Below are 21,552 nucleotides of genomic sequence, written 5' to 3' on the forward strand. Positions count from 1 at the left end.
CAAACGGTTGGTCACGGCCATTCATTCAGCGCTAGCTGTTGTCTGATAAAGTCTTCCGTGGACGCAGGCTCTAAACCAGTCAATCGCTTGAAATCTGCCGTTTGAATATCCATCGCCCCCTGCAACAGGGCTTGATCGATCTCTACCAGCAATTTTGCTACCGCAAGTGGCAAGCCAGCCTTGCCGTACTGTTCAAGCTTTTGCTCCCCAGTGATCGCCTGATAGGTAACCGGTTTATTCAACAACGAACCGAGCCTGCTGGCAAACGTCCGCAAATTGAGGGTTTGCCCGGTCAACGTGAAAGTCATGTCCTTGCTTTCAGTAATCAAGGCTTGTGCCGCCGCTTTGGCGCAATCTTCACGTGCGATATGGGCGATGGCGGCGTTACCAGAGGCTGAAGAAACCGTACCCGCTTCGATTGCCTCTCTGATCTGGGGCAGAAGCATGTCGTAGTAAAACGCATTTCGCAAAATCGTATAGCGCATCGTACTTTGTTGTATCAGTGCTTCAGTAGCTAAATGATCCCTGGCAGGCGGCATCGGCAAGCCATGCAATGGTTGCATGAAGGAGGTATAGACCACATGCTCTATGCCAGCATGCCTGGCGGCGTCAATAGCATGGCGATGCTGCTCTACGCGCTTGCCCGTGCCATCCAGCAGATTGGTACTAATAAGCAGCATGCGTTTGGCACTACGAAATGCACTGGCAAGCTCAGCCGGTTCATCAAAATTCGCCTGGCGGATCTCCACACCCGGTTGTTGATACATCGCCAGCTTCTCAGGGGTACGCGTTGTCAGAATCAACGGTCGCTGCTGATGAATCTTTTGCTCTAGAAGTGTTTGCACTACAGCTTGGCCCAGACGGCCAGAAGCTCCTGAAATCAGGAGAGGTGAGTGAATCATATGGTTTCCTGTCAATAGATGACGCGCCAATCGAAGCTGGACTGGCTGGCATCAAATGTAATGGAAGCGATGCACAACTACATCGCCAAACATTTAAATCAAGCAGGAAAATACAATCAACATGGCTGAATTATGCAATTGAAACGGGCGAGACACAATACCATGCTGTTTAGCCTGCCCTTTTGCTGGCGCTTGTTAAACCATGTCTGCGCCACCATGCTAAACTCGACCCATTACAAAACCAACCTTCCACCATGATTCAATACAACCCAAAAGACTGGATTATTTTCATTTTCCGCTTTCATGAGTCAGACACCTTCCGGCGTCTGTTTCCCATGATGGTGTTTATCGGGATTTACGCCGCCGGGATTGCCTACCTTGAATTGCAATATTTGAAGTTATCCGACAGCAGCCATGTTAAAAACCTGTCGTTAATCCACACCACCGTTGGGTTTGTATTGTCATTATTACTGGCTTACAGAACCAATACCGCGTATGACCGCTGGTGGGAAGGCAGGAAGTTGTGGGGGGCATTGGTGAATAATAGCCGCAACCTGGCGATCAAGCTTTCGGCTTATTTATCCGATGAATCAGACCGCGATTTTTTCAGGAAAATCATCCCCACTTATGCCTCGGTGCTTTCTCAGCATTTAATGAATGAAGAAGTGAGCAAAATGCTGTTTGAAGGGCTGGATCTGGAAATCAATCACCACGAGCATCACCCGAACCAGATTGCACAACATCTATTCCAAAAAGCCAATGAACTGTATACCACCGGAAAAATCAGCGGGCATCAGTTCTATCTCATTAACGCCGAGCTGCAGTCTTTTACCGATATCTGTGGTGCGTGCGAACGCATTAAAAATACGCCTATCCCGTACTCTTACAGCGCGTTTATCAAGAAATTCATCTTCTTTTATGTGATGACTTTGCCGTTTGGGTTTGTGTTCAACCTGGGTTATTACGTGGTGCCGGTAGTCGTGTTCATTTTCTATGTACTCGCCAGCCTGGAGCTGATTGCCGAAGAAATCGAAGACCCGTTTGGCAGTGATGCAAATGACCTGCCCACCGCAAAAATCGCTTCCAATATCCAGAAACACGTAGAAGAATTATTGTAAAAATAACTACAAAAAAAGCCGCATCTAGCGGCTTTTTTCTATTCATAGTTCCAGATTAGGGCGACCCTGTAGATCTTCCCTGAATTCGTCTCTTATTTCTGGAACATGGGTTAGTGTTTCCGAAGTTGAGTTACTGTAGCTATCGCCAGCTAAATATTCATTGTCAGTATAGCCGGATGCTTCTTCATTCATGCTAACAAGGTTGATTGCCATCTCACTCTCCTTATCAAATAGATGGCTAGATTATAGAGGATAGCGCCTGGCAGGATTATCAGAAAATTGCTGATTTTTTTGTCAGCGTCAGGCTGACCATCACCCCGGCTTTAGGTGGCTAATGCAAATATTTCAACCTGCATAAATACTCATGTTTTGAATACGATGTCTTCACCCAGCAGGATTTTATTCATAACACACCCCGAAGAAAGTCATTTCCGTGGGGTTCAGTTTTTACGGATTCACGGAAGAAAGGTCTGCGTGAACGGATTGCGTCGGCGTGCGTTGCTCGCAATCGCTCTACCACTACCTGACGAACGATCTCACTTCGTAATGCTATAACGCCCACTACCCTGCGTCAGAATCGTGAACAGCATCAGCCCCAGCATCAGCGGCACTTTAAAGCCCAGGCCTGCCTCGGTATCGATCTGGTTCCAGCCAGACCAGCCCAAATCAAAATGCACGGTGTAGATCGCGACATAGGTGATAAACAGCAAGCCCAGCGCAGCCAAACGGCCATACAACCCGACCAGCAATGCCAGGCCAAATACAATTTCCCCCGTGCCGGCCATCACCCAGTTTATATCCGCGCCAAGCAGCCCTAGCGGGAAAGGAAATTGCAGTCCACTAAACCATTCCGGCGCATGAATACCGCCGCTTAACTTGGTGTAACCGGCCACCAGAAACTCCTGGCCAGCAAAGATCCTGAGTGCCAGCAAGCCAAGGTCACGAATCGCTGCTATCAGCTTCGCGTGCAATAAATGCAAGGAATTCATCTTTTAAATCTCCATAAAAATGTGAGGTCCAGGCTGACTGGCGTACAAATGCCTGTATTAATTCTTTCCAGGCCGGTTCGCCCATCTGCTGCCGGATTTCAGGGAAATGCGCTTCCACCATCTGACTGGCGCCCAGGTAAACCAGGTAGCGATAGGCACGCATGCCGGGTTCTGCATAGCCGGCTGGCACCACATCGGTTTCGCCCCTTATATAGCTGTAGAAGTCTTCAGGCATGCCAGCTCTTGGTTGATGTGAGTAATCGAAGGGATATCGTTATCCCATTCCAGTAGCACGGGGATCTGGTATTGCTGGTGCAAAGCCATCGCCACTTCACGGGTGCCGGCCTCCACGCCCTGGCTATGCGTATCAATATACAGCCCGAAGCGCTCATCAAACTCGTGGCCAGCCACATGCATATAAGTCACGCGCTGCATATCGAGTTGCGAAACAAAGTCATGCACGCCTAACAGCTGATGGTTTTTGTGGTTCACCGCAATATTGTTGATATCCAGCAATATGTTGCAATCGGCACGTTCCACCACCTGCATCAGGAACTCAGCTTCGCTCATTTCCGCAAGGTTGGTGTAATAAGTGGTGTTTTCTACCGCGATCCTGATTCCCAGTACATCCTGCACCTGCTTGATACGGTCACTAATACGGATGACTTCACTGTTGGTAAACGGGATAGGAAACAGGTCGTACAGCTGATGCGCATCGCCACTGGCAGCCAGGTGGTCAGAATAATGTTCAATATCAAGATCCTGCATAAGCTCGCGCACCGACTTCAAAAATGCGTGCTGGACAGGCGCTTGCCCACCCAGGCTGAGGGACACACCATGTAGCTGGATCGGGCGACCCGACGCTAATAGCTCATGCAGTGGGGTTCTGTCGCGTCGAATCCAGTTCTCGGGGGCGACTTCAAAAAAGTCAGCCGCCACCGTCGACATTTCCCACTCTGCCATTTCTTGTCGGTAACCCAGCCCAGCCATGGTGATAACCCTTATTTCAGTAATCACGCTTATTGCGTGATCATTATTTCTTGGAACAACTGGATTCTTTTTTAGAGCATGAAGACTCTTTGTCTTTGTGCTCGCCTGCGTCTTTTTTGGAACATGAAGATTCTGCTTTTTTGTCTGAAGACATCTCTTTTTTACTACATGTGCCAGCACTGCATTTTTTTTCTGGCGGGCTGCCTGCGAATGCACTGGTGGCAATAATGGTGGTGGCTAATGCAGCTAACTGTTTGATATTCATGTTAAGTCTCCAATTAAGTTGATAAGCATTGCTTGAATGAAACTGTCATTTTTCACAATGTTCACTTGCTAATACGTGGCCATTAGCAATATGGTTACACTACCTGATAAAAATTTATTTATTCATGTCTGTGTAACCTTTTTCTCAATAAAGCGAATTAATAACCAATGATAGAAGAAGAATTGCGGCAGTTGATGTTAATGGCGTTAGACGGGCATGCAGCGTCTTACCAGCTTTTGCTACAGCAAACCAGCGGCTTGATAAGAGCCTACCTCAGGCGCAGGCTGGTGCGCGTGCCCGATGAGGTAGAGGACCTGGTGCAGGAGACATTGCTCGCCATTCACACCAAGCGCCATACCTATCGCCGCGAAGAACCTTTTACGCCATGGCTGTATGCCGTGGCGCGCTACAAAATGATCGACTGTTTGCGTCGACGCTCGCAGCACGAGGCGTTGAACGACCCGTTTGATGATGAAGTTGAATGGCTTGCCATCAGCGATCACGATGCGAATGACTCAAAAAAGGATTTAGACAAGTTGCTAGAAACATTACCAGAAAACCAGCGTTTATCCATACAGCACACCAAGCTTGATGGCCTGTCCGTCGCAGAGACTGCCGCAATCACCGGCATGTCAGTGTCGGCGATCAAAGTGAGTGTGCACCGTGGCATGAAGACGCTGGCAAAAATGTGGAAGGAACAAGCATGAAAACCGATGAATTAATCACAATGCTCGCCACCGGGGTTGAACCCGTACAGCCACACATGCCTGAAAAACTCATCAGCAAAGCCTTGCTGACAGGCGTAGCCATCTCCTTCATATTGTTACTCACCTTCTATGGCATACGCCCTGATATTAAAGAGGTCAGCAGCACTTTCCCTTTCTGGATGAAATTAGGTGTCCCGCTCGCCAATGTCGTGCTAGGGCTGGTATTTATTTTCGCGCTGGCGCATCCCGGCAAACTTCCGAAGATAAATTATTGGGTGTTGCTTATCCCGATTGCGGTTTTATGGGTATGGGCAATCTGGACCTGGGTCAACGCTGACCCCAGCCAGCATTCAGAAATGCTCTGGGGCAAAACCTGGCGCGTATGCATCAAGAATATTGCGTTTTTAGCAGTGCCAACCGCAGTTGCCACCCTTTTCGCTTTACGCAACCTGGCGCCCACACAACCCATGTTGAGCGGAGCGATTGCCGGCTGGTTAGCGGGTGGCGTCGGTGCGAGCGTCTACGCCCTGCACTGCCCTGAAATGGCCGCCCCATTCCTGGCGGTCTGGTATGTGCTTGGCATGCTGGTGCCCACTGCGATCATGGCCTGGGTAGGCAATCGCAGTTTACGCTGGTAAAAACCTGCCCGCTAAAAAAGCCACTTCAAGAATCCGCACCAGGCATCCCTCAATATCGGATGCGCTGGTGGCGGCTATCTTCGCGGCAAAGCAGTCACTCCTGACTGGGATTTATCTGACAATTCAATCAGCGCAACGCTGATTACCGCACTGTTCAGATGCCTTTAATCTATATCTATCCTGCTGATATATTCATTGCATCCCCGCATTCACCGGTGCAATGTTGATCTGTAAAAATGCTATCGTTTCTAAGTGGTTACGCATTTGCTATCCATAGTCCGCAACACGCATTACACTGCTAGTGACTCCAATAAACAACGCGACTTAACTATAAAACTTAGGACGAAGATGACCTATCCCCTGTGGTACTTACTCATCGGACTTCTAATGTTAAGCAGGGGCTTAAGCAAAACCTCCTTACAGAAGTTTCCCATTACACCGGCCATAGTCTATCTCGCCATTGGCTTCCTGCTCGGGCCTTCCGTATTACACCTGTTTTATTTTGACCCGATCAAGCAATCCGCCTTGCTGGAAGTGCTGACGGAAATAGCAGTCCTCATCTCCTTATTTTCAGCCGGGGTGAAGATGCCCGTGCCTTTCAGGTTCAGGAAGTGGCGATTGCCGTTACAGCTGGCATCGCTGTCCATGGTTATCACCATTGGGCTGATCACTGTGTTCTCCGTACTGGTACTTCATTTGCCGATCGGGGCCGGCGTGCTACTGGGCGCCATGCTTGCGTCTACAGACCCGGTGCTGGCAACGGATGCACAATCCCGTTACCCGGGCGACCGTGATCAGCTCAGGTTCACCTTAACCTGTGAAGCCGGTATTAACGACGGCACGGCCTTTCCTTTCGTCATGCTGGGTTTAGGGTTGCTGGGTCTGCATCAGCTCGGCGATTTCGGCTGGTTATGGCTGCTAAAAGATGTCATCTGGAGCACAAGCGCCGCCGTGGTGATAGGCATCGCCGGAGGGGTGCTGACAGGCATCACTGTATGGAAGCTGAGAGGCCAGGAGCACAAGCATGATGTGCTGGATGACCTGGTCGCGCTAGGCCTGATCGCCTTGGTATATGGCCTGTGCCTACTGGTCAGTGCATGGGGATTCCTGGCAGTATTTTTTGCAGCTGTAGCCCTCAGGCATACCGAACTCAAACTTGCAAAAGACATCGGGGTAAAACCCGAACAACTGGGTGCCGGGGTGGAAGAGCCCACTGCTGAACTGGACGACACTCACGTCCCCGCGATTGTCAGTGCAGAAGCCCTGGTGTTCAAGGAGCACCTGGAAAGACTATCGGAGCTGATGCTGGTCCTGCTGGTGGGAGGCATGCTGTTACTGGAATTCTGGAACTGGCGCACCATCAGCCTGGCTATGTTTATTTTCGTGATCGCGCGCCCTGTCAGCGTATTGATCGGCTCCCTGGGCACCCAAACGCCTTGGCGGATCCAGGGCACCGTGGGATGGTTTGGCGTACGCGGGATAGGGTCTATTTTTTACCTCATGTATGCGCTGCAGCATGGTCTCCAGCCTCCCCTCGCCAGGGATTTAACGCAACTGACACTGATTGTAGTGGCGCTCTCAATCCTGGTGCACGGCATCAGTGTCAAACCTGTATTTGGGATCATGAAAAAAGACGCTTAATCAGCCTGTGCTAACCAAGCGCTGCAGTAAAGCGCACAAACAAAAAGACCCGGAACCTGCTCTCCGGGTCTTTTAATCTTGGCTTGCTGGAATCAGTTATTCATTAATGCGTGGGCGATTCAGTCCAGTCTTCCATGGCTTCTTCACCAGGACGGTCGACCACCACCTTGCCATTTTCAATGCCGGTTACCCAGCTGGTGGGAATGTAATGGTGCTGGCCACGCTCATCTTTTTTAAGCTTGATGGAATCAGTCCCCTCCATGTGGTCCACGGTAGCAAACTGGCCGCCTTGCGAACAGACGACTGGCATTTCTGGAACAATCTGGCTCGTATTCATCGCTTTCTCCTTTAATCATCCGGGCATACATGCCCGGAAAAGTTAATGAACAGCTGCTTCAGTCTCAAAGACTTCACGCAATTGCTTCACTAAATCACGGTTGCGTTTCAAACCATCCATCTGGCGTAACACAATCGCCCTGATATCACCTGGCAGATCCATTTCCAGCACCCCCCGGTACGATGCCAGGGCGGCATCTTCGCCACGCTCGGTTTCATTGAGCACAGTCAGCGTATCCTGTGTGGTCAGCGCGGTCTTAAACTCCATCCAGCGCCGGTGTAACGTGCCGCCAATCGATGTCGAGTCGGCAGGCTCGCCGCCTAATGAGCGCACCAGGTCCTGTAATTCACGCACACTCATACCCACATCTTTTGAACGACGCAAGAAAAAATCCTTCAGACGGTCATCCTTAACGTGCTCGGCAGCACTGCGGAACCCTTCTTCACCGTCCCTTGAGGTTTCGATCAATTCATTCAATATGGCAATCACATCATTGTTATCAATCATTTTCCTGTCTCCTGAATAGATTTAAACAATTTGAGGTTAAAGTATGGTCGTGGCCGTGAAACTGCTCCATCAGCGTTTACTTAATAGAATGTAGGAATTCTCTACTGCCTGATATGTCACAGACTCTGCAGGGCCTGACATCATCATATTGGCATCACAATAAAGATAACCACTAAAGGAATTAAACAATGGAACCGACACAACATACCCTCAACAATCTTTTCGCCCAGCTCGGTTTACCCGCCAGCGATCAGGAGATCGAAACCTTTATCCAAACCCATAGCCATTTGGCAGGCTATCTCACACTGGCTGAAGCGCCTTACTGGACACCGGCACAAGCCGCATTTTTACGCGAAGAGATTTTGAAAGATGCCGACTGGGCAGAAGTGATAGACCAGTTGAATGCCAGGTTGCACAAGAAATAAAAAACTATGCCTACGAGTGGCCTACCAGCTCAAGAAATTGTCTGAAGATGAAAGGCATCATGCTCGATAATCATTATTGCAGCGGTATTGAATGAACTAATCCGGTGGAACACCGAACAAAGTAGAGTCTTCAGCCAGGCTTAGCCATTATGCTTGCCCGCCCTCGCTGCCCGGGCGCCCGCTTTGGGGCGCTTTAACTTGAAAACGTATACTTAAAGTACTCTTAAAAAAAGTATATTTCTGAAACACATTTATTGGCGCTACCAATTAACCTGATCATTACAAAAACATGAACAAGCAACCCCATCGTAGCATTCCGATACACAACAAGAATACATTCATTACCCGTGAGGATATACGCCGTTATTTTCATGAAACCGCGGATGTCTATGAAGCATTATTTGAGGTGTTAATCAGTGACGAGGCATATTACGTAAAGCCCAATCCTTTAAGACATCCGCTCATTTTTTATTACGGTCATACCAATACTTTTCTCGTCAATAAGCTCATCCTGGCCGGGTTGATCACTCAACGTGTGAATCCGCAATTCGAGTCCATGTTTGCGGTAGGCGTGGATGAAATGGGTTGGGATGATGTCAACGAGATGAACTACACCTGGCCGACTCCGGCCGAGGTCAAAGCCTACCGTGCCAGCGTGCGTCAGGTGGTGGATGCGCTGATCAGTACGCTGCCGTTTAATCTGCCGATTGATTGGGATAGCCCCTGGTGGCCCATCCTGATGGGCATAGAGCATGAGCGCATCCATCTGGAAACCAGCTCGGTATTGATCCGGCAACACGCATTGCAGTACGTCAAACAACATCCGGACTGGGCGCACTGTACGCTGGATGTGCCTGCGCCAACCAATAGCCTGGTAGACATTCCGGCCAGGGATATACAGCTCACCAAATCCACCGATTATTACGGCTGGGATAACGAATACGGCCAGTTCAAAGCGCATAGCCCCGCCTTTCAGGCCGCAAAATACCTGACGTCGAATGCTGAGTTTTTAAGCTTTGTTGAAGCGGGTGGATACCAGAAGGATGAATACTGGCTGGAAGAAGGCCTGGCCTGGCGCCGGTTTGCGCAGGCCGAACACCCGACATTCTGGGTAAAACACGGCGATGGCTGGAAACTGCGGTTAATGACCGAGGAGGTCGATATGCCGTGGAGCTGGCCAGTTGAAGTCAATTACCACGAGGCCAAGGCCTACTGTACCTGGCTATCGGCACAAACGGGCAAACCGGTACGCATGCCTACCGAGCATGAGTGGTATAGTCTCTATGAACATGCCGGTTTGTCAGATGAAAATGTAGCGGGTAGCACAAATGCCAACCTGTTCCTCGATCATTTTGCGTCTTCCTGCCCGGTGAACCAGTTTGCACACGGCGAGTTGTTCGATGTGGTCGGCAATGTCTGGCAATGGACTGAAACGCCTATTTTCCCGTTTGACGGCTTTCAAGTGCATCCTTTGTACGATGATTTCACGACCCCGACCTTTGATGGCCGCCATAATCTGATCAAGGGCGGCTCATGGATTTCCACCGGCAACGAGGCACTGAAAAGTGCCCGTTATGCGTTCAGGCGCCATTTTTTCCAACATGCAGGATTCCGCTATATCGTGACCGATACCCCGATTGAAGAAAATGCCTCGCACTACGAGTCCGACAAACTGCTGTCGGAGTATGCCGAGTTTCATTATGGAGAGTGCTATTTTGGCGTACCTAATTTTTCCAAGGCGCTCAGTGATTATGCGGTACAACACTTGCAATCCAGGCCTGCCGCAAAGGCACTGGATCTAGGCTGTGCCACCGGGCGCGCCACCTTCGAGTTAGCCAGGCATTTTGACCACGTCACCGGCATTGATTTTTCTGCCCGGTTTATCGGCCTGGCCCTCAAGCTGGCACAGCAAGGGGTGTTGCGGTACACCATGATCACCGAAGGTGACCTGGTCAGTTACCAGGAACGTAACCTGGCTGCGCTGGGTTTGAATGAGGTGGTAGAAAAGGTTGAGTTCTGGCAGGGGGATGCCTGTAACCTCAAGCCCCAATTTACCGGCTACGATTTTATTCTCGCGGCAAACCTGATAGACAGGCTCTACAGCCCGCGTCAATTCCTGAGTGCCATTCATGAGCGCCTGAATATTGGTGGCGTGCTGATGCTCAGCTCGCCTTATACCTGGCTGGAAGAACATACGCCACGCGAGGAATGGATAGGCGGCTATAAAAAAGATGGTGAAAACGTGACTACATTAGATGGCCTGAAAGCCATACTGGGCGAGCACTTTACCCTGATGCAGCCTCCGGTTGATATCCCGTTTGTGATTCGTGAAACCAATCACAAATTCCAGCATACGCTGTCGGAAGTGACGCTATGGGAACGCATCCGTTGAGCGGGTTATTTGATCAGCCGATAGCCCGTGAAGGTACTGAGTCACTCAAGTACGATGGCAGGCCAGCCACCTTCGGCACCGATGACGTGCTGCCGATGTGGGTAGCCGATATGGATTTCGCAGTGCCGGAAGGCATCAGCAAAGCGCTGCAAAACCGCGCCAGCCATCCGGTGTTTGGCTATTCAATGGCGCCGGAAAGCCTGTATCAGGCACTGATGGATTGGTTGCTGAATACCCATGATTGGCAAGTGAAACGCGAGTGGATTGTGCTGACACCTGGCGTGGTGCCTTCGTTAAACCTTGTGGTAGCCGCCTTGACTGCCGAACAGGCTGGCGTGATTGTGCAGCCGCCGGTGTATTTCCCTTTTTTCACTGCCGTCACCAATCAACATCGCCGCTTGATTGAAAACCCGCTGCGCCTAACAGACGATGGCAATCCTGCTTACCAGCTGGATTTGGCCCAGCTGGAGGAATGTGCAAAAGAGGCCGAGCTGTTGCTGCTGTGCTCACCGCATAATCCGGTTGGCCGCGTCTGGCAAAAAGACGAACTGCACGCGTTGCTGGCAATCGCTGAAAAACACGACCTGACCATTTTAAGCGACGAGATTCATGCCGACCTGGTATACACCGATGCGCAACATATCCCTTTAAGCAAGCTGAGCCTGGATTCTGCCTCAGCCTCAGCTTCAGAAGCATCGCACCGCATCATCACCGCCGTTTCACCGAGCAAAACCTTTAACATCCCCGGCCTGGGGCTTTCTGCCCTGATTATTCCTAACGAGGCACATCGGCGCGCCATCCAGAAACATCTGCAACAGATGGGCGTTTCCGTCACCAATCCATTTAATATGGCCGCGTTTGAAGCGGCCTATCGCGAAGGTGGTGAATGGCGAAATGCGTTAATCGCGTATTTGCAGGACACGCGTGATGAGGCCATCGCCTTTATCAACAAGCATCTACCTGCCATCCGCGTCATTCGCCCGCAAGCCACTTATTTGCTGTGGCTGGATTGCCGTCAGCTAACACTGGATGATGCCGCGTTAAACCGGTTTTTTATTGAAGAAGCGAAACTGGGCTTATCCCCCGGCGCCATGTTTGGGCGCGGTGGCGAAGGCTTTATGCGCATGAACATCGGCACGCCGAAAGCCAATGTGATGGCGGCGCTCTCGCGCTTACAGGCAGCCTTGGCAAAAAGTAGTTAAAGCTGTTCCACCACACCAGCAACCCCATCAATACTTAACACCGAGAGGTCCATATGCTGCAAATGCGATTGTTCATAGTAGGGATGCTGGTCTGTTGCATGGCGCAAGCCAACACGCTGGAAGAAGCAAAACAAAAGTTATCGCAAAAAGATTTCGCGGCGGCGCATGCCATTTACTTATCCCTGGCGAATCAAAATGATGCCAAGGCCTGCTACAACCTGGGCCTGATGTACCACGACGGCGACGGTGTGAAGCAGGATATGGACGAAGCCGTGAAATGGTATACAAAATCGGCTGACCTGAATTATGCCGAGGCGCAGTACATGTTGGCCTCGCTGGTGTTCCGGCGTGAAATCCAGAGCATCCCTTATGACAGGGCAGCGCAGTATTACCAGCAAGCCGCAGAGCAAGGCCATGTCAAATCGCAGTTAAACCTGGGCATGCTGTATTTCCGTGACGATGTGATTCCGCAAGACCTGGCGGCATCATTCAAATGGATAAGCCTGGCTGCCAGCAACAACAATAGTGAAGCCCAGGGCTACATGGCCAATATCTATATTCAGGGAATAGGTGTGAAAAAAGATCCCGTCAAAGCTGCGATGTGGTTGATGCTGGCGACACAAAACGAAGATAAGCACCTGGTTAACCGACACAGCAAAATGCTGAATTACTCGGTCGCACAATTGACGCCTGAGCAGGTCGCCTCTGCAAAACAACTGGCCGCACAGTGCAAAAACCAGCAACTCAAACACTGCTAAGCAAAATTTTCGTGAAGTCCGCCCACCACTTTTATCATCTTCATTTAGAGAATCGCCAGCCCTATGCAGCACTCTAAAAGTGACCCCGCTCCGGCGGTTGAAAAACGCCAATCACAAGATTGGCAGGTCATTAAACATTTGTTGCCTTATTTAAGGGCTTACAAGGCACGTATATTTTTTACTTTGCTGTGCCTGGTCATCGCCAAAGCTGCCAACCTGGGTGTACCTATTATGCTAAAAAAGCTGGTAGACACCATGAGCATCAACACTCCGGCAAAAGCCTTACTGGTGGTGCCGGTGAGTTTGATCGTGGGCTATGGTTTGTTGCGATTGTCAGCCTCACTATTTGCTGAGTTACGTGAGCTGATTTTCTCAAAGGTGACTGAGCAGGCAGTGAGACAGGTAGGGTTGCAAGTCTTTGACCACCTGCACGCCTTGTCATTGCGGTTTCACTTGTCGCGCCAAACGGGGGGCATGACACGTGACATTGAGCGAGGCACCCGTGGCATTCAATCGCTAATCTCCTTTTCGCTTTACAGCATTATCCCCACCTTCATCGAGCTTGCCATGGTGCTGGGCTACTTTTTATATGCTTATGACATCTGGTTCGTGGTGGTGACGTTTATTGCGCTTTTTTGTTATATCGTTTTTACCGTGATCGTGACCGAGTGGCGCACCCATTTCAGGCGTGAAATGAATACGCTGGACTCTAAAGCCAGTCAAAGCGCAGTGGATTCATTGATTAATTATGAAACCGTGAAGTACTTTGGCAACGAGCATTTTGAATCTGCGCGTTATGGTGAAAATCTAAAAAAATATGCGCATGCCGCCATCAAATCGCAAAAATCACTGGCTTTTCTAAACGTGGGTCAACAAACCATCATCGTGATTGGCCTGGTGTTTATTTTAGCGTTGGCAAGCCAAGGCGTTGCCAGCGGCAAAATGACTATCGGCGACCTGGTGCTGGTGAATGTACTGATGATTCAGTTATATATCCCACTGAATTTTTTAGGCGTGCTTTACCGCGAGATGAAACAATCGCTGACAGACATTGATCGCATGTTTCACCTGCTTGAAATGGGCCAGGAAATTGCCGATGCACCTGATGCACAAGCATTGAAAATTCATTCTCCGGCGTTAGGACCCCACGTCAGTTTCAAAGACGTGTGTTTTTATTATGAACCAGACCGGGGCATCCTGAACGGCGTGTCATTTGAGATACTACCTGGCCAAACCACGGCAGTGGTCGGACATAGCGGCGCGGGTAAAAGCACCCTTTCACGCCTGCTATTCCGCTTTTACGATGTGCAATCGGGCGAGATTCATATTGACGGGCAAGAGATTAAATCCGTCAAACAAGACAGCCTGCGCAAAGCCGTAGGGATTGTGCCGCAGGATACGGTGCTGTTTAACGACACCATTGGTTTCAATATCGGCTATGGCAAGCCCGGCGCTACTCAGGCTGAAATCGAAGCGGCGGCAAAATCCGCGCAAATCCATGACCTTATTACGCGTTTACCAAAAGGTTACAACACAGATGTGGGAGAGCGTGGGCTCAAGCTGTCAGGCGGTGAAAAACAGCGGGTGGCCATCGCAAGAACGCTGCTGAAAAACCCTGCTATGCTCATTTTCGATGAAGCGACTTCAGCGCTGGATTCCGAAACCGAACGCTCCATTCAAAACGCGTTGAATGCACTGGCCAAAAACCGGACTACCTTGATCATTGCCCATCGCCTGTCTACGATTACGCATGCCCATCAGATTTTAGTCATGGAAGATGGTCAAATCATTGAGCGCGGTACGCATGCTTCATTATTGATGCTGGGTCAACGTTATGCCGAGATGTGGCGGGTACAGCATACTCAAACTGAGTCATAAAAGCATACCGCTGAACCCCTCTTTCACTTTACGTTTTGGGCTTGAAAAATGGATGACAGCATAGACCGTTGAACTTCGTCTCATCATGCTAGCCTCCTCTCAAGGACGCAGCCCGCCAAACCATTAAAACAGGATAACCTTATGCCCGCCCAACCATTGAGTAAAGCCGACCGCATGCGAGGCGCGCTATGGGAAATGTTTATTGGAGATGCATTAGCGATGCCAGTGCATTGGTACTACAACATCGCTGCCCTCTGGCAAGACTTTGACCAAATCCGCGATTACCAGGCGCCAAAGTCACACCATCCAAACTCGATCATGCCCTTAGCTAACACAGCCAAAGCTGGCCGTGGCACTCAAGAAGGCGACATCGTCGGCAACGTGATTCTTAAAGGCAAAAAACAGTTTTGGGGGTTACCCAACGGCCATTATCACCAGGGCATGCAAGCAGGTGATAACACCCTGAACCTGTTATGTGCGCGTGTATTCATGCGCTCACTGATCGCCACCGGCCATCACGACCCGGCAGACTTTTTGCGTGAATACATCCGTTTTATGACCGAGCCAGACCGGCACAACGATACCTACGCTGAATCGTACCATCGTGATTTTTTTGCAAACTACGCACAAGGTGTCGCGCCAGAAAACTGTGCCGGCAAAGAAGGCCATGACACAGCCTCCATCGGTGGCCTGGTCAGTTTACCTCTGGTGATGATGGCGACCTTACGCGAGGCCGACCTGGCAGCTTCCAATCAAGCAGCGTTGACCCAGCAACGCCTGACACACCGCTCATCCGTGTTAGAAAAACACACACTGGAACTCAGCCAGTTACTGTTTCATATTTTTCATGACACAGCGCCAGAGACAGAACAGCTGGCTTGTGCGGCGGCTAATCGCCTAGGTTTTCCGGCGGCAAAAGTGCTTGCGCGTGTGCGCGCCAACCAGAGTCCGGATCGCGATATTATTGGCGGCATGCTCAGCCCTGCCTGCTATGTAGACCAATCGTTTCCCGCAGTGCTCTACCTTGCCGCACGTTACCATGATGATTTTGAAAAAGCATTGATAGCCAACACAAACGTGGGCGGTGATAACTGCCACCGCGGCGCCGTGCTTGGTGCAATACTGGGTGCCTCACTGGGTGTGGACGCCATCCCTCAACGCTGGATTCACGGACTTACTGCGTATGCTGAATTAAACAATGAGATAGAACAGTTTATTGCCCGTTTTGCATAAAAAAATGTGAGTGGGTTCAGGTAATTGAGCCTGTCGGAACAATAAAAAATAGCCCGTGCAGGGCTATTTTATTAGGGCGAAAACACATTTAGTTCTCAGTGAATTTCTTATCTTCAGGTAATTTTCCCGGCTCAACATCCGGCGGTGTTTTCCGGTCAATGGCAGGGTTTTTCGCGATGTTACCCAAGTTATCTTTTACGTCTTCTTGCTGCCTGGTATCTTTATCTACATTCTTCACCACAGTAGATTTTTCTTCCACGCCTTCCACAGGTACTGCTGAATCAAATGCCATCATCATCTCCAATTCAAGTTATATTTTTACCAGAAGCATCACTACGCTAAAGCTCTTCTGCCGGAATAAAGTTTTCTGAATCCTTCAGTGGCTTCTCCACCGATTCGTCATAAGGTTCTAAATCGGGATCAACCACAGTATCGTCATCGGGTTCAACGACTGTGTCTGATTCAGGGTCAGCAATCTCGTTTGGGTCACTAGCCATTTCACTCTCCTTTTACCGAGTAGAAATCCAAGTCTAAATATTAGTGAACAACTGACACAATATTTATCAGAGATAGGCTGATTATGTTGTCGGAGTTTTCAGCGCTTAAAATGATGTTTTACTGGCTTAAACAGCCGACTGGGCATTCGCAAGATAAAATGGATGACATGAAAGTGAACTACGATTTCAACCTGCCACCAACCTATACCACGGTGCGGCTGCAAAACCTCAGTGTGGCCGAACAAACCAGACTGCTGCCGCAAGTGTTTGCGCTTGCCAGAGAACAGTATCCCGAATGGCCTGCCGAGCAACTGGAAAACTGGCTTGCCGCCTTAGCGGGCGGCAATAAAAACGGCACCAAAATGGCAGTCTCGGTAGTGCTGGATGAACTTGGCGATGTAGCCGGCACCAGCGCAATGGAGCTGTATCACAACGGCACCGCCATGATCAACTATAGCCTGGCCAGAAAAAGTGCCGACAACGATTCTTTCCCTAGCTATGCCGCCCTTATATACGCTGCCACTAAAGACATGGCTGCAGGCATCAAAGAGCTACAGGCACGCGGACAAATCATCCACTTTGTTGGCAAAGAACATCATCTAAAAAGCCTGCGGGCGATTGCGGGCTACTATGCGGTTGGTAACGTGCCCATTGATGGCCCGACTTCGCTGCTGACAGCTAAAGTGAAATATTACGAAGTGGCCTATGGCGACCCAAAAGAGGTAGAAAACCAGGACAGGATAACCCATGCGTTTAAGCTGGCAGACCCTAAAAATGGCTATAAAGAAGAGGAAGATGTTCACCTGTGGTTGCTTGGTGACTTCATCCCCAGCGACTCGAATAAACCACTTGCTGAATCGCTTAGGGCGCTGGCGGAAACTTACGCCAAGGAGCACAGCATATTTCGAGAAAAAGATTATCGGTTAGACCCTGGTTATATATCGCTAAATCAGCTTGCCGATCATTTGCCAACTACGACAACTTACCGACGAATATTAGTCGCTTCCGGACGCGGTGCAAAGCAAGTGATGGGCTTGGCTTTATGAAGATAAAGTCGCAAAAGCTGTATAACCATACATAAAGTATGGCTTTTTCGTAAACTTTATATAAAAATGTCAGAATACGTAGCTAAAAACTCAGATTCCACGATCTAGTGATCAAACTCAAAAAACAATGGAGATCGAAGTGGCAACAATTCAAATAAAAATAGCATCCAATGAAGCTTTAACAAGCTCAAAAAAAGTAGACTCCACAAAAGAAGCTATTGCTAGCCTTACTCCTGAACTGGTAGTTGCTTTATGTGGTCCTATTGGCTCTCCAATTCACGAAGCTTCAGATCAAATTAGTTACAGTCTTAGCGACTTTGGTTATAAAACTAAACAGATTAGGCTAAGTGATTTAATTAGATTAAATGCTGATATTGCGCAAGTACCAATCGATGACTCAAGTCGATTTAATCAAATTAATACACTAATAAAGGCTGGTGATGAGTTACGTAGGACATTAGGTAATGATGTATTAGCGAAAATGGCAATCGCAAATATTGGTGCAGACCGTAAAAAAAGTTATGGTGACCCTAGTGATCGAGCTGATGAAGTTAATAAACCGCAAGATAAGAAAGTAGAATCGCATCGAATCTGCCATGTAATTGATTCAATAAAAAACATAGATGAGTTAAAACTACTTAGACTAATCTATGGTGACGCCTTAATTGCAATTGGAGTTTTTTCTCCGCTTGAAGTTAGAAAGCAGAATCTAGCACGACCTGGTTCACTAACTCAAACTGACATTGAAAAGTTAATTGATATTGACTCAGGTGAAGAGTTTAGTCATGGACAATCAGTTCGCGATACATTTCCAATGTGCGATTTTTTTCTGAGGGTCGATGGAGCTGTTAGCGGTCCAAGTGAAGAACAATCGATAGGCCAACTAGTTTCAAAACTTCGGAGACTTTTTAATTTAATTTTCAGAACCTCGGTAATATCTCCTTCCTCAGAAGAAAATGCTATGTATGCAGCTGCATCTGCTGCTAAAAACTCAGCCTGTCTTTCTAGACAAGTTGGTGCAGCCGTAACCTCATCGTCTGGTGAGCTATTGTCTACAGGATGGAATGATGTTCCAAGAAGCGGAGGTGGTCTTTACGGGAAAAGTCCATTAGTTATTAACAATGATCCGTCAAAAGATGATGAAAGGTGTTACGCATTAACGGGTACAAAATGCCACAACGATGCAGAAAAAAGAATTATTACGGAAAAACTTATAGATTTATTAGTGGATAATTCTGTTTTAGATTTAAGTAAGAGAAGCCTTGCTATTCAGACAATTTCAAACTCTAGAATGAAAGATTTAATCGAGTTCTCAAGAGCAGTACATGCAGAGATGCACGCAATTCTTGGTGCTTCAAGAGTTGCTGGGGATAGAATACTTGGTGGAAAAATATTTGTCACGACCTATCCATGTCACTCATGTGCGAGACATATTGTTGCCTCTGGAATATCTGAGGTGTACTACATCGAGCCATACCGTAAAAGTCTAGCAACAAGACTCCATTCAGATTCGCTTAGCGAGGATGTAACTGACAACAGTAAAAAAGTTAGATTAATGCAGTTTGATGGAGTATCACCAAGAAGATTTATTGATTTTTTTGATGCAGGGAATCGTAAATCTAAAGCTGGAGTGTTAGACTTACCACCTAAGAATTTAGCAACACCATATACAAATGTAAGTATGAAAGCTATTCCGAGGCTTGAACAAGTTGTGGTTGCAGAAATTTCTAAAACCAACTTGAAACTTCCAGAATTATCAGACTTAGGAGAAGCAAATGACCCGACTCAAACACCAGCAGCTTGAACTGCCAGTAATGGTTGATATAAATTGCAAATCTAATAAAAGCAGTATTTCTGAAGGCAGCCAGGTTATCGATATCAAAAGTGATGAATATCACAAACAAGCTACCCACTCAGATCAGCTTATATATAAATCCATAAGTGATAACTATTTCAAAGATTAAATTTTTTGTGAATTTAATTAAAAATAAGCCGCAATATGCGGCTTATTTTTTTAGGTTTTAAGAGTAAAAACTAACTAGAGCTTCTATTTTCTCTATCATTACGATTATCTGTCACGAATAGCTTTAATGCCTCATATATATATCTTCTACGATATGTATTCATTTCGGTAGTAACTTGTTGACCATCAAGCCTCGCTGTAACTCTAGGTCCTATTTCGACATTATTAAACTTTAAATTCTTTCCGACTAATGAAGAAAGATTGTCTTTAGAATTAGGAAACAGCGGCATTACACTCGAATCAAAACCTTTTTCTGTAATTGCTTGTTTTACTGTTATAAACTCATCTAAGTCTCGCATAGTAGGAAGTGCTTATTTGATTTCAGCAATTACTAAATCATGTTCTAAAAGCTTATCATCATGAGCACGTAATCTGGGCGCAACAGCTTGCTTAATTGCTTCTAATAAAGTTTCTTGAGTAACTGGCGTATTTCTCTGGTTATCGCTATTAAGAACACTACTTAAAGCACGCTCCTGTAAGTCATAACCCCAATTAATTAACCTCTCGTAGTTATTATGAAATGTCTCAATTTCTCTCTGCTCATCTAAAGGCCTGCGCTTATAACCATGCTGATACCACTCACGATCAAATGCTCTTAAAAGGTCTCCAACAGCATGCCATCTATATACTGGGGTATCTAAATGTATCATTTCCAGATCGCCACCAGCTGAGTCTTTTTTCAGCATCGCTGTTCTAGTCAAACCAGTCTCAAACCACTTTTGCATTGAGCTAGGCACTTGCAATGCTCGAGTCCATGATTTAGCCGAAGCATATACTCTGCCGCCACTAAGTAAATAATTAAGCTTATTTCCGTTTGGAGACAAATCAGTCATCGTAATAATGTTTGAAAGCTGTTTCATATCCTGTATCCCATGACAAATATTGTGACACCGTTCGCAAACTGGAATCAAACTGTGAGGATGCTCATCTCCGAAGCGTTTTGGATATTGAACGTGATGAACGTTAATTGCAAAGTTTCCACAAAATTGACAGAAACCTTCAGTACGCGCAAGAGCATAAAGTCTATGCTCCTTCCAAGTATCAGAGTTCAAATAATTTTTATACTCGTTCTTTCGGGTCATTCAATTTTATCTTTGAGCACTACAACTCTAACAAATAGTAGATTTATCAAATCCTTTTAAGCTTTGGCGTTATACCTTTTACTAAATTGAGCATTTAATATGTTTGAAGCACAACCTTAGCCCAAACAAAAAAACCACCTGCTTTAGCTGAAGAATAATCCAGCTCTACCACTTTCAGCTTATCACCTATCTTCGAAACCGTAGTCACCGGCGCTTTAGAGTGCCATTGATCATTAGTGACTGCACGTATGTAAACATCATCTTTAACCGTCACCACATCATCGGGTTTGATTGGCCATGCTGCGGTAGTGGTGGGTGAGCCGCCGTCTTGCCATTGGGTTTTATTTTTATCCACGCGCCCCAGGAAAACCCAGCCTGCGGATGGCAGAATTTGTGGTGCTACGCGCTCTGCTTTGAGGATGGCTTCTTTAAAGTTTGGATCGACGGGTTTATTGGATGCTTCGACGGGTGCTTCGTCTGAGTTGGTGCTGGTGGAGGCGACCACCTGGGCGGTGACTTTTTCTTGGGCTTTGGCGATGATTTCTTTTTCTTCAGCTACTTCAACCGTGAAGCCCCAGCCGCCGAATTTACTCAGGCCGCTCTCTTTAAGAAATGATTTGATATAGCTGGGCTGGAAAAAGCATATGGCGATCAACAGCGTGATCAGGATATCTCTGGCTAGTGATGAAAATTCTTTTAAATAGAATAAGACATCAACCTTTTTTGGCTCTTCACTCATGGCTTCTCCCTTTTTATTATTTGGGCAAAACGTATTTACACGGGCAAAAGAAATGCGGGTTAACGCATCAACTGTATTCAACCACCACTACAAATCAAACACTTACCAATCAAGAAAACATCTTAATGCGAAACTGATTTACGCATCAGTTGCAACTGTCTTTAATATAATAACTCCAATCAC

At 47.8% G+C, this 21,552-nt stretch carries 26 protein-coding genes; 13 read left to right on the forward strand and 13 right to left on the reverse strand.

The window, feature by feature from the left end; genetic code table 11:
* Nucleotides 1-11: 11 nt before the first annotated feature.
* Entirely contained in the window at nt 12-902 is an 891-nt protein-coding gene (locus tag LPA26_RS09140; RefSeq protein ID WP_229008065.1) for an SDR family oxidoreductase, read from the reverse strand.
* A 254-nt stretch (nt 903-1,156) separates the two neighbouring features.
* Here LPA26_RS09140 and LPA26_RS09145 point away from each other — a divergent pair, with 254 nt between their 5' ends.
* The gene (locus LPA26_RS09145) at nt 1,157-2,020 is read left to right on the forward strand and encodes a bestrophin family protein (RefSeq protein WP_229008066.1); all 864 of its coding nucleotides are present in this window, start codon (nt 1,157-1,159) and stop codon (nt 2,018-2,020) included.
* Between the two features lie 42 nt (nt 2,021-2,062).
* Here LPA26_RS09145 and LPA26_RS09150 read toward each other — a convergent pair whose 3' ends face one another.
* The 5 genes from LPA26_RS09150 to LPA26_RS09170 form a co-directional block, all read right to left on the reverse strand.
* Nucleotides 2,063-2,233 (reverse strand): hypothetical protein, encoded by a 171-nt coding sequence (locus LPA26_RS09150; protein ID WP_229008067.1) that lies wholly within the window; start codon nt 2,231-2,233, stop codon nt 2,063-2,065.
* A 323-nt stretch (nt 2,234-2,556) separates the two neighbouring features.
* Nucleotides 2,557-3,009 carry a DoxX family protein gene (locus LPA26_RS09155; RefSeq protein WP_229008068.1) on the reverse strand — a complete coding sequence of 151 codons (453 nt, stop codon included), beginning with the start codon at nt 3,007-3,009 and terminating at the stop codon, nt 2,557-2,559.
* Nucleotides 2,960-3,244 (reverse strand): putative DNA-binding domain-containing protein, encoded by a 285-nt coding sequence (locus LPA26_RS09160; protein ID WP_055869407.1) that lies wholly within the window; start codon nt 3,242-3,244, stop codon nt 2,960-2,962. Before LPA26_RS09160 ends, LPA26_RS09155 begins: the two co-directional genes overlap by 50 nt.
* Nucleotides 3,217-3,999 carry a DUF692 domain-containing protein gene (locus LPA26_RS09165; RefSeq protein ID WP_229008069.1) on the reverse strand — a complete coding sequence of 261 codons (783 nt, stop codon included), beginning with the start codon at nt 3,997-3,999 and terminating at the stop codon, nt 3,217-3,219. The genes LPA26_RS09160 and LPA26_RS09165 overlap by 28 nt, the downstream gene beginning before the upstream one ends.
* A 43-nt stretch (nt 4,000-4,042) precedes the next feature.
* A complete protein-coding gene (locus tag LPA26_RS09170; RefSeq protein ID WP_055830290.1) occupies nt 4,043-4,264 on the reverse strand; it encodes a hypothetical protein in 222 nt (73 codons plus the stop codon).
* Between the two features lie 167 nt (nt 4,265-4,431).
* On the opposite strand from LPA26_RS09170, the gene LPA26_RS09175 reads away from it, so the two are divergent.
* From LPA26_RS09175 to LPA26_RS09185, 3 genes are all read left to right on the forward strand, one after another.
* Entirely contained in the window at nt 4,432-4,971 is a 540-nt protein-coding gene (locus LPA26_RS09175; protein WP_055830292.1) for a sigma-70 family RNA polymerase sigma factor, read from the forward strand.
* On the forward strand, nt 4,968-5,609 hold the full coding sequence (locus LPA26_RS09180; protein WP_229008070.1) for a DUF1109 domain-containing protein: 642 nt from the start codon (nt 4,968-4,970) through the stop codon (nt 5,607-5,609). The genes LPA26_RS09175 and LPA26_RS09180 overlap by 4 nt, the downstream gene beginning before the upstream one ends.
* Nucleotides 5,610-5,996: 387 nt before the next feature.
* Nucleotides 5,997-7,250 (forward strand): sodium:proton antiporter, encoded by a 1,254-nt coding sequence (locus tag LPA26_RS09185; RefSeq protein WP_229008071.1) that lies wholly within the window; start codon nt 5,997-5,999, stop codon nt 7,248-7,250.
* A 103-nt stretch (nt 7,251-7,353) separates the two neighbouring features.
* On the opposite strand, the gene LPA26_RS09190 is transcribed toward LPA26_RS09185, so the two are convergent.
* Together LPA26_RS09190 and LPA26_RS09195 are read right to left on the reverse strand one after the other, a co-directional pair.
* A complete protein-coding gene (locus tag LPA26_RS09190; protein WP_055830297.1) occupies nt 7,354-7,587 on the reverse strand; it encodes a DUF2171 domain-containing protein in 234 nt (77 codons plus the stop codon).
* A gap of 42 nt (nt 7,588-7,629) precedes the next feature.
* The gene (locus LPA26_RS09195; protein ID WP_082488005.1) at nt 7,630-8,094 is read right to left on the reverse strand and encodes a PA2169 family four-helix-bundle protein; all 465 of its coding nucleotides are present in this window, start codon (nt 8,092-8,094) and stop codon (nt 7,630-7,632) included.
* Between the two features lie 188 nt (nt 8,095-8,282).
* Here LPA26_RS09195 and LPA26_RS09200 point away from each other — a divergent pair, with 188 nt between their 5' ends.
* From LPA26_RS09200 to LPA26_RS09225, 6 genes are all read left to right on the forward strand, one after another.
* A complete protein-coding gene (locus tag LPA26_RS09200; RefSeq protein ID WP_055830299.1) occupies nt 8,283-8,519 on the forward strand; it encodes a DUF2789 domain-containing protein in 237 nt (78 codons plus the stop codon).
* Nucleotides 8,520-8,808: 289 nt separating this feature from the next.
* On the forward strand, nt 8,809-10,911 hold the full coding sequence (gene ovoA, locus LPA26_RS09205; RefSeq protein ID WP_229008072.1) for a 5-histidylcysteine sulfoxide synthase: 2,103 nt from the start codon (nt 8,809-8,811) through the stop codon (nt 10,909-10,911).
* On the forward strand, nt 10,893-12,113 hold the full coding sequence (locus tag LPA26_RS09210; RefSeq protein WP_229008073.1) for a MalY/PatB family protein: 1,221 nt from the start codon (nt 10,893-10,895) through the stop codon (nt 12,111-12,113). Before ovoA ends, LPA26_RS09210 begins: the two co-directional genes overlap by 19 nt.
* 98 nt (nt 12,114-12,211) lie before the next feature.
* The gene (locus LPA26_RS09215) at nt 12,212-12,871 is read left to right on the forward strand and encodes a tetratricopeptide repeat protein (RefSeq protein WP_229008074.1); all 660 of its coding nucleotides are present in this window, start codon (nt 12,212-12,214) and stop codon (nt 12,869-12,871) included.
* 63 nt (nt 12,872-12,934) lie between these two features.
* Nucleotides 12,935-14,749, forward strand: coding sequence for an ABC transporter ATP-binding protein/permease (locus LPA26_RS09220; RefSeq protein WP_229008075.1), 1,815 nt, complete (start codon nt 12,935-12,937; stop codon nt 14,747-14,749).
* Nucleotides 14,750-14,890: 141 nt separating this feature from the next.
* A complete protein-coding gene (locus LPA26_RS09225) occupies nt 14,891-15,982 on the forward strand; it encodes an ADP-ribosylglycohydrolase family protein (RefSeq protein WP_229008076.1) in 1,092 nt (363 codons plus the stop codon).
* 88 nt (nt 15,983-16,070) lie between these two features.
* Here LPA26_RS09225 and LPA26_RS09230 read toward each other — a convergent pair whose 3' ends face one another.
* Together LPA26_RS09230 and LPA26_RS09235 are read right to left on the reverse strand one after the other, a co-directional pair.
* Nucleotides 16,071-16,274: a hypothetical protein gene (locus LPA26_RS09230; protein ID WP_229008077.1), complete on the reverse strand. Its 204-nt coding sequence runs from the start codon at nt 16,272-16,274 to the stop codon at nt 16,071-16,073.
* A 46-nt stretch (nt 16,275-16,320) separates the two neighbouring features.
* The gene (locus LPA26_RS09235; RefSeq protein WP_229008078.1) at nt 16,321-16,479 is read right to left on the reverse strand and encodes a hypothetical protein; all 159 of its coding nucleotides are present in this window, start codon (nt 16,477-16,479) and stop codon (nt 16,321-16,323) included.
* Between the two features lie 110 nt (nt 16,480-16,589).
* Between LPA26_RS09235 and LPA26_RS09240 the strand changes: the two genes are divergently transcribed.
* From LPA26_RS09240 to LPA26_RS09250, 3 genes are all read left to right on the forward strand, one after another.
* A complete protein-coding gene (locus tag LPA26_RS09240; protein WP_229008079.1) occupies nt 16,590-17,525 on the forward strand; it encodes a hypothetical protein in 936 nt (311 codons plus the stop codon).
* A 139-nt stretch (nt 17,526-17,664) separates the two neighbouring features.
* Complete coding sequence (locus LPA26_RS09245) at nt 17,665-19,329, forward strand: anti-phage dCTP deaminase (protein WP_229008080.1); 1,665 nt, start codon at nt 17,665-17,667, stop codon at nt 19,327-19,329.
* Nucleotides 19,301-19,489: a hypothetical protein gene (locus LPA26_RS09250; protein ID WP_229008081.1), complete on the forward strand. Its 189-nt coding sequence runs from the start codon at nt 19,301-19,303 to the stop codon at nt 19,487-19,489. The genes LPA26_RS09245 and LPA26_RS09250 overlap by 29 nt, the downstream gene beginning before the upstream one ends.
* 70 nt (nt 19,490-19,559) lie before the next feature.
* On the opposite strand, the gene LPA26_RS09255 is transcribed toward LPA26_RS09250, so the two are convergent.
* The 3 genes from LPA26_RS09255 to LPA26_RS09265 form a co-directional block, all read right to left on the reverse strand.
* A complete protein-coding gene (locus LPA26_RS09255) occupies nt 19,560-19,847 on the reverse strand; it encodes a hypothetical protein (RefSeq protein WP_229008082.1) in 288 nt (95 codons plus the stop codon).
* Between the two features lie 12 nt (nt 19,848-19,859).
* The gene (locus LPA26_RS09260) at nt 19,860-20,408 is read right to left on the reverse strand and encodes a hypothetical protein (RefSeq protein WP_229008083.1); all 549 of its coding nucleotides are present in this window, start codon (nt 20,406-20,408) and stop codon (nt 19,860-19,862) included.
* Between the two features lie 316 nt (nt 20,409-20,724).
* Entirely contained in the window at nt 20,725-21,369 is a 645-nt protein-coding gene (locus LPA26_RS09265) for a hypothetical protein (RefSeq protein ID WP_229008084.1), read from the reverse strand.
* Nucleotides 21,370-21,552 lie beyond the last annotated feature (183 nt).

Origin of the sequence: Methylophilus sp. Leaf408, from assembly GCF_916856905.1 — a bacterium.
In the GTDB taxonomy this organism is placed as follows: Bacteria; Pseudomonadota; Gammaproteobacteria; order Burkholderiales; family Methylophilaceae; genus Methylophilus.